Genomic DNA, 9,982 nt, shown 5'->3' with positions numbered 1-9,982 from the left:
TCCAGCCTCACAGCTTCAGGCAAAATCAGGCGCAGCGAATGCAGGATCGCGCTGTGGCTGGTCGACACCGGCACCCAGATTTGCGCCTTACCGGACATTAACTGCAGCAATTGCAGCAAACGCGCAGCATTAGTGCCGATCTGATCACGGGGGTTCACGTAGAAAAGGTAAATCGGGAGTTGTTCCGACAGAGACTGGCGTGCAAGCAGGTGCCAGACAAGAGGCATAGCATCTTCAATCAGTTCACTGAGCTGAGGCGTATAGCCCACGATTCCCAGAGAAGCAGAATCTGCCGGCAGATTAACGATATAAACACAGGCATCTGCACGCCCGCTGAGGGTTGATGGAACCCGCTGGATTCCTGCTCCGCCCCGCTCTGGGGACAATAGCTCCAGACTTGGTGCTGCGCTGCATGCAACCATAACCACTCCCTGTTGTTATTATTGCCGGACTCCTCTGCCGTTAGCAGATAAACAGAAGATATCCTTTATACTTTTAAGGTATAGACAAACAACAAGGCTGGCGCTAGCACCAGACAGACATTACTGCAGGAATTCACACCAGGTTCTTAAAAAATCTGGTGTTTTGGTCAGATGCCGGATGGCTCAGAGATCAAGCACTTCAACCAGTACGGTTTTAATAATAAAACCAACCATACCCAGCCCCAAACCAATCAGCAGAATCATCATCCCGAACTTACCGGCGTTGGCGCGCTTACCCAGGTCGTAAATAATGAAAAACATAAAGCCGATCAACAGTGTGACGCCAATATTCATTGCCCAGGTTTCAAACAGCTCTGCATTCATTCCGCGCTACCTTCCGGTGTACAGCTAAAAAGTGCGCGTATGGTACTCAGAGGCGGGCTCTGGCACCAGCCCGCAAGGCAATGCTGCGCCTGACTTGCTACCGCATCCCAGACGGTTATCATGGGCGGGCAGATGACCTGCATAATAATAAACAAAGGTCCTGATTATGTTTTCTAACGCCTCACGCCACCTGTTAATCCTTTTTGCTGTTCTGCTGTGCAGCCTGTCTTCCGCCCATGCAGATACCGTCAAACGTACCTTCTGTGTATTCGATCCGGTCGGTGCCAAAGGGCCGATATTCGACGCCATGCGTGATTACCAGACCAGCGCCCTGTCCTGGGGAACCGAACTGGAGTTAAAGGCCTATACCAACGAAGCCGTCGTACTGGCCGATTTTAATGCCGGTCATTGTGACGCTATGGGCGTCACAGGCACGCGCGTTCGTCCCTATAACGCCTTTACTGCCAGTATCGAAGCGCTGGGCGGCATCAGCGATTATCAGCAGTTACAGGATTTAATCGGCATGCTCGCCAAACCTCAGGCCAGCAAATATATGCTGCAGGGTGATTATGAGGTGGCCGGTATCATGCCTGGCGGTGCGGTATATATTTACGTACGCGATAAGGCCATCAATTCAGTCGAGGCAGCAGCCGGCAAGCGTATCGCCACTCTTGATTACGACAAGGCTTCGGTAAAAGTGGTGGAACACGTGGGCGCCACCATGGTGCCATCCAGCGTCGCCACATTTGCACCGCGTTTTAATAATGGCGATGTTGACGTTGCCTATGCACCCGCCATCGCTTATCAGCCTTTCGAAATGTACAAAGGGCTGGGGGAAAACGGAGGTATTTATCGCTTCAGCATGGCGCAGATGAATTTCCAGCTGCTGATTCACAGCAAGCGCTTCCCGCCACAATTTGCACAACAGAGCCGTGAGTTTGCCTTCCGTAATTTTGATAAAGCGATGGAACATATCCGCGTCGCGGAGGCCGGAATCCCGGAGAACTACTGGATCGACCTGCCGCAGAAAATGATGGATGAGTACAAAGAAATGTTGCGTCAGATCCGTCTGGAACTGACCGCCGAAGAGGTTTACGACCCACGGATGATGAAGCTGATGTTCCGTCTGCGCTGCCGTACTAATCCTGGCCATTTTGAATGTGCTGAAAAGGCCGAAGGCTGATTCCAACCCCATTAACAGGGATTCGCTGCGTGCGGTGAGCGTTAACAGTTACCGCACGTCCCCTTGGTCCGCCATGAAGGCATCTTCATACGCGCGGATATCCTTTACAATTCAGCCAGACCCCTGATTCTGTACTCTACCCGACCCGGCCACATCATGGTGATTTTCAGCCTATGACAGACTTCGATTACTGCATTATCGGCGGCGGTGTTATAGGCCTTGCCTGTGCTTATGAACTCAGCCACCACGGCTCCGTCCTGCTGCTGGAGCAAAATAACCGCTTTGGCGCAGAAACCAGCAGTCGTAACAGCGAAGTCATTCATGCCGGTCTTTACTATGCACCAGGCTCACTGAAAGAACGTCTGTGCATCGAAGGCAAGCAGCGCCTGTATCGGTTCTGTGAAGCCTTTGATGTTCCCCGCAAAGCTATCGGTAAACTGATTGTCGCCCCCGAAAGTGGTCAGGAACAGCTGACACAGCTGCTGCGCAAAGGCCGTAATCTGGGGATTCCCCTGCAGTTGCTTGATCAGCAGCAGCTGCAGGATATGGAACCTCAGGTGCGCGGTTATGCGGCGCTTTACTCTCCCACGACGGGTATTATCGACAGCCACAGTTATATGGAGCGTCTTGCCCAGCAGGCTGAGCAACGCGGTGCCCTGCTGCTCAAACACTCGCGGGTTGTCTCCGCCAGCGAGCGCGATAATGGATGGCAGATTGAAGTATGCAGCATGGATGGTGTAAGCAGTATCCGCTGCGCAGCACTGGTCAATGCCGCTGGTCTGCAGGCCCAGAAGATGGCCCACGCACTGGGCATTAAAGAAAGCCGGATTCCAAAGCTTTATCTCTGTCGCGGGCATTACTTCAGCTACCAGAGCAAAAACCCTTTCCGGCATCTTATCTACCCGCTGCCGGAAAAGAATCTGGCAGGGCTGGGCATTCATGCCACCCTCGACCTTGGTAATCAGCTGCGCTTCGGCCCTGATACCGAATATCTGTCAGACGACACCCCGGATTACCGGGTAGACCCGGCGCTGGCGCCCGCGTTCGCCAGGGCCATTCAGCGCTACTTTCCCGGCCTGAAAGAACAACACCTGCAGCCAGATTACGCCGGTATCCGTCCCAAACTGCACACAAAGCATGAGACTGCAGCCGACTTCAATATCCAGCGTCCTGATAACCGTGCCCCCGCGGTTCATCTGTTTGGGATAGAAAGCCCGGGCCTGACCGCTTCTCTTGCTATTGGCACTTTTGTAACAGAAATGTTACAAAAGTAGGTTCAGGTGTTGCCAAAAACGCCCTGCCCATGGCTACGGGCCGAAGCAATTCATCTAAAAAATCATAGAGTTATACGATCTGATGCAGTTAGTACGGCGGATTGTGCATTTATGTTACAGCCAAACTACACTGTAATCCGACAAGCCGCAGATGATGAACAATCGGCTTACGAATGCTCACCATAACTCCCTGATACGACACAAGCATGAGACAACGAACTGCTAATCTGAAGAACAGTTGTTAAGACAAACAGTTTGAATGAACAGGGGAACCCTATGAGTCAAGCGCTGCCTGTGAAACAAGCAGAGGTCAGCTACGGAGATGTCAGCACAATATTGTCTGCCAAAGTGATGATCCCGATAAACTGTGACCACTGCCAGCAGGACACCGACATCAGTATCGAAACGCTGAAAAGCAAACACGGTATTCTGTGCGAGCACTGCAGTAATGTCCGCACCTTCAGCACCACAGAAATGCGCCTGATGCGCATGCTGCTGGCTCAGGCCGGCTACCACTTCGCACTCTGAAAGCGCTTTGCCCGGCCTCAGGACAAAGCGCAGAACCTCAGACTGCCAGTAACCTCGGCAGCAACAGGGACAGGTGACGGCGCAGGGTGGCTGACACTTCTGCCAGATCCGGCTCTTCTTCATTTTTCAGCAAAGCGCTGTACTCCAGCGAATGGAATAAGCCCAGCAAAATTTCAGCATCAGCTTCCGGCGCATCTGAGTTGGCCACATTGCGGAAAAATTCTGCCGCTTTATCAAACAGCGCTTTACGATGCATCTGTGCCAGCTTGCGGATACTTTCATTAACGATGGCTTCATAACGGAATGCCTGCTCGGCAATCAACATATCGCGCTGACCGATAATCTGCTCATGCATGTACACCGTGAGCTGTTCCACCATAAAGTCCACCAGCGCCTTCTGGCCTTCCGGACTGCTGATATCTGTGCCTGCCATACTGGCCATCGGCTGATAAAACTGGTGAGTGAATTCGTTAACCACTTCCAACGCCTTCTCCGTATACAGGGTGAAGGTGTCGATAATCAGTTCCTGAATATCCTTAAAGTAATAAGTGGTCGCCGCCAGAGGAACGCCGGCTTCTTTCGCAACAGCGCGATGACGGATCCCACGAACCCCCTCACTGATTACAATACGTAATGCTGCTTCCAGAATAATCCGACGACGCTGCTCGCTCTTGGCCCGGCTGGCTTTTCGCCCCTGATATTGTAAGGGCTTGCTTTTATTTATTGCTGTTTCAGCAACCAATGCCATGTTCGTCTCTCCGAATGTTTCACAGATATAGCCATTATTATGCGGATTGTCCGACGAAAGAAAAATGGCAAATATAAGCACCAAGGTACCACTTGAGCATATTTCATACTTTAGAGTGGCAGGATTTGTCCCACTCAAAACTGTACTTTGGTACAAAAATTGGGTTTTATAAGCACAATAATAATAATCTCAGGACCCAAGTATGCTCAGCAGCCTCAACCTTCGGCAAACCTCTTTGCAGACCCTGACACTTCTCTCGCTACTGAGCTGCACCGCAGTCCAGGCAGATGAGCAGGCTAAACTCGCCTTTCTGCAGCAACAGTTTGATAACAGCGCCAGCCATTCCCGCCTGTGGCAGGATGGCTGGTTTGGATTATTTGCCGGTGTAACCGCCCTGAACGGCATTGCCTATACGCAAACCGACGGCGAGCACAACAAATATGACCGTGCTGTAGGCTTTACGACCAGCTTCCTCGGTGCTGCCGATATGTTGCTTAATCCGATGCAGACCCATCGCTTTGCTGAGGATCTGAAAGCCATGCCAGAAACGGATAATACGGCCCGGCAGCTGAAGCTGGCACAGGCCGAGCAATGGCTTAACACCGCTGCCGAGCGTGAAATCTATGAGCAAAGCCTGCTGAATCATTTTCTGGCCGGTCTGGTAAATGGCCTTGCGGGTCTTGCCGTTGCCTACGATGACAAACGTCCCGCAGATGGCTGGATGACCTTCGCTACCGGCATGATCGCCTCCGAAGTAAAAATTTACACCTCGCCGCAGACAATGACGGCAGCGCGCGAACAGTACCGCAATGGCAACCTTGAGGCAGCAACGGCAAAGTCTGACGCACCTTACTGGCAGGTTGCCGCTTTCGGGCCTGTCTTGAGCGCTACTTACCACTTCTGAGAACCCGCTAACCGCTCCGTAAGTCCCGCCACTCCTGGCGGGACTGCTGTTTGCTCAGCGCCTCTTCAGTAGTGGCACAGCTTCTGCATTCTCCGCTTAACGCCGGAGAATATGATTTATGCTTAACGCCCTTACCAGCTACCTGCAACAACAGTCGCCCCTGATTCCGGATCACAATCCGGCAGACAGCGTCGCGGGCGGACAGATCGGAGCTACCGCAGCCGTATCTGCTGCCAATACTGGCAATGCAGAAAGCACCGCCGGAGCCCACCCATATTCTCCTTCGCAACGCGCGTTAATGGTCAGCGCTGTAGCCAGCGATTTCGATGTGCGCTCCCTGCCTGCCGGAGAAGTCGGTGAATTTCAGAACCGCCTGCAACAGTACGGCCTGATCGCCGGGCGCGACCTCAACGCCTTTGCCCTGATCAATACTGCCCGGGCTGAACTGGATGACAGTGCCGAACTGGATACGGTGGCCATTCTCGATGAAGCCCGCCAGCAGTTTGGTGAGCGCGGCACGGCCTACTCTGAGCGCCAGCAGATCAACCGCTTGCATACCCTGATTCAGAATCTGGCTTCCGCCCGTCTGCCGCAGTAATTACGCCTCCTGTGGCAGACATAACATGCAGTTCTGCCCCGCCTTCCCTATAATGTCCGACTTTTTTATTTCAGGAGTCCGACATGCGCTTTCCGCTGCTCGCTGCTTTCAGCCTGCTCAGTTTCACCGCCCAAGCGATTACCAACGTTGAAGAAAAGCGCGCCGGCGACGATCAGCTGGGCTGGTCCGGCAAAGCGGAGATCGGCTTTGATGCGGAATCCGGCAACAACGAAAAACGGAAGTGGAATCTGGGCCTGAACGGCAACTGGCAGGATGATAACAAGCGCTTTTTCACCTGGGGCAACCGCAGCTACGAATCCAGCAACGGTGAACGCACCGACGATGACACCTTTATCCACAGCCGTCTGGTGCTGAACCGTCGTGACACCTGGTCTGAAGAGTTTTATGCCCAATACGAACGTGATCCCTTTGCCGCTCTGGCACACCGGGCCCTGATCGGTGCCGGAATGCGTTACCAGCATGCGTTTGATGAGCAGACCCGTCTGTATCAGGGCATTGGTTTGTTTCATGAGGAAGTGCGGGAACGGGTACTCGACGAAGATAACAGCAGCCAGCTCACCCGTCTGAGCCTGTATACCCATATTCAGTGGAAACTGGCCTACAGCAAGCTGCAGAGCACCCTGTATTTTCAGCCATCGGTCGACGAGCCTTCAGATCAGCGCGCCTTATGGCAGCTGGCAGTCACTTTACCTCTGGGCACTCATACCGATCTGAAGTGGCAATGGCAGAGCCGCTGGGATACCCGTCCGCCGGAAGGTACTGAATATCACAACCACCAGACTCAGCTGAAACTGGTGGTGCGTTTCTGACCAACATTCAGCCTTCTGCCAGCCTTGCTGTCAGAGGGCTTTTTCCATCCACTCGTTCAGCCAGAACAGGGCGTCCTCATCCGGAGTAACGGTTTCGGTAGCATCGATGGTGACACGAGGTACCGGTGCACTGCCCTGCAGTTCAAAGAAGCGCTCTTCGAACAGTGCGCCAGCCCCACAGAAAGTGGCATCGTAAGAGCTGTCACCGAGGCTGATCACCCCAAACGGCTTACCATTCTGCAGTGGGAATTGTTCTTCGAGTTCAACATAAAAAGGGGCGATAGCGGCCGGTAAATCACCACGCCCGGTGGTCGATGTGCAGATTAATACAGCATCGCACTGGCTGGCGTTTAATGCACTGACGCTGGGCTTATCGTCTAACACAACCCGGTGACCGGCTTGCTCCAGTTGCTGCTGTACCGCTTTGGCAACAATCAGCGCCGTCCCCGTTACACTGCCAACAGCAAGATAAATAACAGACATAAGGCCTCCGCAAAAAGCGGCGATTATACGCAATCAAGGCCGGCAGAAATACTTCAGCGGAACAGCAACCATACGGCCTCAATAACCGGCCGGAACCTGCAGGCGCTGGTTTTCTTTCTCAATATCAGCCTGCAACGAACGGAAGCGGCTTTCCAGCTCGCGCCGTGTCCAGACGCTAAGCGTGCCGTGCGCCCGGCATAACTGCAGGGTTTCTTCAAACACGCTGCGGATAGATTCCGACAACTCCAGAGCGGTCATGGTCTGCAGCAACAGCGGCAGGGCGATGCTCCATTCCATCTGCTGCTCGTTCAGGTCCTGACACACAAACCAGTCATTTAATAATTCAGTGAACAACGGCAGGGGCTCCCGCTGAGCGCGGTTATCGCTCAGTCCCGCATCTTCCAGCGCACGGTTTACCCGGGCCAGAACCTGCAGAGGTGATGGTGCAGAGGGTTCGGCGGACATAGCCATATCTCCCATTCATGCTTTACTTGTAATAGTGCCTGTTTAATGAGTGTTGACAGGCCTTCATTTCATTCAGCATAGACGTACTTACACTGACCCATGGATAATTCCGGAAAGCCAACACCACCCGCTCTGGATATTGAAAGCTTTTTCAACAATCTTATTCAGCGTCTGTTCCCTGTCTGGTACGCCGGCCAGGCGGCGAAAGAACTGTCTTTGCCCCCACTGGGAACCATCAACCCCAACAGTTTCCTCAGCCACCGCTGGCTCAGTCTGCAGGCTGTGGTTAAATCTCTGCATGAATCACTGCAAGCCTCCGGCAAAGACTGGCAGCCATTGATTGATCTAATGGAAAAACTGCTGATCGAAAAAGAATATAAACGGCCGCTATCAATCACGGCAATCGAGGGTGTGGAATTCAGTCATCAGGAACAGGACTGGCCCAACCTGCATGCCTATGCAGAACATAATTGCGCAGACATCATGCTTGAAAGCGCGGACGATTTTGAGCAGGCGCTGCATACGGTGTTTCCCGATGCGGCCAAACCTCACCGGGTGGTCTACCGCGAGTGGGATGGCCGTTATTACTGGGTGAATAAAGAGGAGCCGCGCCTGTTTGCAGCTACCCTGCTGTACGCTCAGCAAAAGCAGCGGGACGCATCCATTCCGGCGCTGATCAACGTGGAAAGCCTGAATACCAAGGTTCTGGATCGTCTGCGCAACGATTACTGGCTGCTGTTGATGCAACGTGACAGCGCCTACATTATGCATGATCTGCTCAGCCGTGCAGACCTGCCTGTGGTACTGGCCGAATTTGAATGGCGGCGCAGTGATCTGGTCTTTTTGGTTGCACGAAAGAACAACCGCAAGATCAACCGCATTCTGCTGAATCTGCTGAATAATCGCTCAACTCAGCAGATTACCGAGTTCGGCCGCTTTCTGACGCGCCAGCATTTTCCTTTCCGTAATCACTGACCGGATGTATCTCACCTGCCTCCGGCGACCATAAAAACTCAGCATTTTTATACGAACGACAAGTATCATTCGTGCCCTTTACACAGCGTATAGCTCTTGATTTAACGCTAAAGCCTGTCATCCTATCGCCCAATATAACAATAACGGTATTCACATGATCCGAGGTACTTGGAGCCTGACCGAACCTCTGGTTCCGGTAAATATTCCGGCAACCATGATCCGTGTCGGCGCAGAAAAAGGGATAACCAGCGATGTCCTGCTGCAGAACACCGGCATCAGCCCCGAGCAGTTATCCGACCCGTCGGCCCGTCTGACCTATCAGCAGATGCTGTTATTGGCCGGCAATCTGATGCGTGATTATCCTGAAGAAACGCTGGGTCTGGATCTCGGCAAAGCCATCAATATCAATCAGTTTGGTATGCTCGGCTACGCCATTCTCAGCTGTGCCGACTTGCGCAGTGCGTTGCGCCTGGGCCTGAAGTATCACTCTCTGGTTGATCCTGCGTTTACTTTTGAAGTGGTCGATCAGGGCGATACCACCGCCGTACGCCTGACATCCCATATCCCGTTTGAACATATGTATCGCCTGATGTGCGATGTGTTCATTGCTATCTTTGCCACCCTTGCACGTTTTCTGACCGGCAAAGAGATCGACGCCCGTGAAGTGCACCTGAACCATCCGATGCCGGGCTATGCCGACGAATATCAGCACCTGTTTAACTGCCCTGTACTGTTTGATCAGCCACGCACCGAATTTATTATCGACAGCGTGCTGCTCGATACCCCGCTGGCGATGGCCGACCGTGCCACCGCCGCCATGGCGGAAAGCCAGTGCGAAGAGATCCTGGCCCGTATGGGACCGAAAGAAGGCATCGTCGCCAAGGTACGCCGTATTCTGCTCAGTAATCCCGGCACCTTTCCGCCGGTGGATGTGGTTGCCAGCCATCTGGCAACCTCAACCCGCACCCTGAGCCGCAGCCTGCAGGATGTTGGTACCTCCTATCAGCGTATTCTGGATGAAGTACGCAAAGAGATGGCGATTGAGTACCTGCGTAATTCCAGCCTGCCGATCGAAGAGATCGCCGCTCTCGTTGGCTACAGCGACCCATCCAACTTCCGTAAAGCATTCCGCCGCTGGACCCAGCACGCGCCGTCTTACTACCGCGAAGAACGCGGACTCTGACCCCG

At 53.3% G+C, this 9,982-nt stretch carries 13 protein-coding genes; 8 read left to right on the top strand and 5 right to left on the bottom strand.

Features of this window, described 5'->3' with window-relative positions:
• Positions 1 to 422, bottom strand: a 422-nt coding sequence (locus tag B3P58_RS06685) for a hypothetical protein (RefSeq protein ID WP_286716573.1), incomplete at its 3' end; no start/stop codon positions are given.
• Positions 423 to 605: 183 nt separating this feature from the next.
• The gene (locus tag B3P58_RS06680) at positions 606 to 806 is read right to left on the bottom strand and encodes a DUF2788 domain-containing protein (RefSeq protein ID WP_145469764.1); all 201 of its coding nucleotides are present in this window, start codon (positions 804 to 806) and stop codon (positions 606 to 608) included.
• A gap of 166 nt (positions 807 to 972) precedes the next feature.
• On the opposite strand from B3P58_RS06680, the gene B3P58_RS06675 reads away from it, so the two are divergent.
• From B3P58_RS06675 to B3P58_RS06665, 3 genes are all read left to right on the top strand, one after another.
• Positions 973 to 1,989, top strand: a complete 1,017-nt coding sequence (locus B3P58_RS06675) for a putative solute-binding protein (RefSeq protein WP_286716572.1) — start codon at positions 973 to 975, stop codon at positions 1,987 to 1,989.
• A gap of 173 nt (positions 1,990 to 2,162) precedes the next feature.
• A complete protein-coding gene (locus tag B3P58_RS06670; protein WP_286716571.1) occupies positions 2,163 to 3,263 on the top strand; it encodes an NAD(P)/FAD-dependent oxidoreductase in 1,101 nt (366 codons plus the stop codon).
• 276 nt (positions 3,264 to 3,539) lie between these two features.
• A complete protein-coding gene (locus B3P58_RS06665; protein WP_145469766.1) occupies positions 3,540 to 3,791 on the top strand; it encodes a hypothetical protein in 252 nt (83 codons plus the stop codon).
• A gap of 37 nt (positions 3,792 to 3,828) precedes the next feature.
• Here B3P58_RS06665 and B3P58_RS06660 read toward each other — a convergent pair whose 3' ends face one another.
• Positions 3,829 to 4,539, bottom strand: coding sequence for a TetR/AcrR family transcriptional regulator (locus B3P58_RS06660; protein ID WP_286716570.1), 711 nt, complete (start codon positions 4,537 to 4,539; stop codon positions 3,829 to 3,831).
• Between the two features lie 202 nt (positions 4,540 to 4,741).
• On the opposite strand from B3P58_RS06660, the gene B3P58_RS06655 reads away from it, so the two are divergent.
• The 3 genes from B3P58_RS06655 (at position 4,742) to B3P58_RS06645 (ending at position 6,871) form a co-directional block, all read left to right on the top strand.
• Complete coding sequence (locus B3P58_RS06655; protein WP_286716569.1) at positions 4,742 to 5,443, top strand: hypothetical protein; 702 nt, start codon at positions 4,742 to 4,744, stop codon at positions 5,441 to 5,443.
• A gap of 118 nt (positions 5,444 to 5,561) precedes the next feature.
• The gene (locus tag B3P58_RS06650; protein WP_145469769.1) at positions 5,562 to 6,041 is read left to right on the top strand and encodes a hypothetical protein; all 480 of its coding nucleotides are present in this window, start codon (positions 5,562 to 5,564) and stop codon (positions 6,039 to 6,041) included.
• Positions 6,042 to 6,124: 83 nt separating this feature from the next.
• Positions 6,125 to 6,871, top strand: coding sequence for a DUF481 domain-containing protein (locus tag B3P58_RS06645; protein ID WP_286716567.1), 747 nt, complete (start codon positions 6,125 to 6,127; stop codon positions 6,869 to 6,871).
• A 30-nt stretch (positions 6,872 to 6,901) separates the two neighbouring features.
• On the opposite strand, the gene B3P58_RS06640 is transcribed toward B3P58_RS06645, so the two are convergent.
• Together B3P58_RS06640 and B3P58_RS06635 are read right to left on the bottom strand one after the other, a co-directional pair.
• Positions 6,902 to 7,354: a flavodoxin domain-containing protein gene (locus B3P58_RS06640; protein ID WP_145469771.1), complete on the bottom strand. Its 453-nt coding sequence runs from the start codon at positions 7,352 to 7,354 to the stop codon at positions 6,902 to 6,904.
• Positions 7,355 to 7,432: 78 nt separating this feature from the next.
• Positions 7,433 to 7,825 (bottom strand): hypothetical protein, encoded by a 393-nt coding sequence (locus B3P58_RS06635; RefSeq protein ID WP_225692182.1) that lies wholly within the window; start codon positions 7,823 to 7,825, stop codon positions 7,433 to 7,435.
• A 93-nt stretch (positions 7,826 to 7,918) separates the two neighbouring features.
• On the opposite strand from B3P58_RS06635, the gene B3P58_RS06630 reads away from it, so the two are divergent.
• Positions 7,919 to 8,794 (top strand): DUF6685 family protein, encoded by an 876-nt coding sequence (locus B3P58_RS06630; protein ID WP_145469773.1) that lies wholly within the window; start codon positions 7,919 to 7,921, stop codon positions 8,792 to 8,794.
• Between the two features lie 154 nt (positions 8,795 to 8,948).
• Positions 8,949 to 9,977, top strand: coding sequence for an AraC family transcriptional regulator (locus B3P58_RS06625; protein WP_145469774.1), 1,029 nt, complete (start codon positions 8,949 to 8,951; stop codon positions 9,975 to 9,977).
• Positions 9,978 to 9,982: the final 5 nt, after the last annotated feature.

The sequence above is a fragment of the Thalassolituus sp. UBA2009 genome (assembly GCF_002335285.1).
GTDB classification, from domain to species: Bacteria; Pseudomonadota; Gammaproteobacteria; order Pseudomonadales; family Oceanobacteraceae; genus Venatoribacter; species Venatoribacter alkanivorans.
The sequence above is the reverse complement of the archived record's forward strand: the minus strand, read 5'-3'. Positions and strand labels throughout refer to the sequence as shown.

Excerpts from the sequence above, each read along its gene's own strand:
- B3P58_RS06665 (WP_145469766.1), top strand. The coding sequence starts at position 3,540 with ATGAGTCAAGCGCTGCCTGTGAAACAAGCAGAGGTCAGCTACGGAGAT.
- B3P58_RS06660 (WP_286716570.1), bottom strand. The coding sequence starts at position 4,539 with ATGGCATTGGTTGCTGAAACAGCAATAAATAAAAGCAAGCCCTTACAA.
- B3P58_RS06680 (WP_145469764.1), bottom strand. The coding sequence starts at position 806 with ATGAATGCAGAGCTGTTTGAAACCTGGGCAATGAATATTGGCGTCACA.
- B3P58_RS06630 (WP_145469773.1), top strand. The coding sequence starts at position 7,919 with ATGGATAATTCCGGAAAGCCAACACCACCCGCTCTGGATATTGAAAGC.
- B3P58_RS06635 (WP_225692182.1), bottom strand. The coding sequence starts at position 7,825 with ATGGCTATGTCCGCCGAACCCTCTGCACCATCACCTCTGCAGGTTCTG.
- B3P58_RS06650 (WP_145469769.1), top strand. The coding sequence starts at position 5,562 with ATGCTTAACGCCCTTACCAGCTACCTGCAACAACAGTCGCCCCTGATT.
- B3P58_RS06640 (WP_145469771.1), bottom strand. The coding sequence starts at position 7,354 with ATGTCTGTTATTTATCTTGCTGTTGGCAGTGTAACGGGGACGGCGCTG.
- B3P58_RS06625 (WP_145469774.1), top strand. The coding sequence starts at position 8,949 with ATGATCCGAGGTACTTGGAGCCTGACCGAACCTCTGGTTCCGGTAAAT.
- B3P58_RS06675 (WP_286716572.1), top strand. The coding sequence starts at position 973 with ATGTTTTCTAACGCCTCACGCCACCTGTTAATCCTTTTTGCTGTTCTG.
- B3P58_RS06645 (WP_286716567.1), top strand. The coding sequence starts at position 6,125 with ATGCGCTTTCCGCTGCTCGCTGCTTTCAGCCTGCTCAGTTTCACCGCC.
- B3P58_RS06670 (WP_286716571.1), top strand. The coding sequence starts at position 2,163 with ATGACAGACTTCGATTACTGCATTATCGGCGGCGGTGTTATAGGCCTT.
- B3P58_RS06655 (WP_286716569.1), top strand. The coding sequence starts at position 4,742 with ATGCTCAGCAGCCTCAACCTTCGGCAAACCTCTTTGCAGACCCTGACA.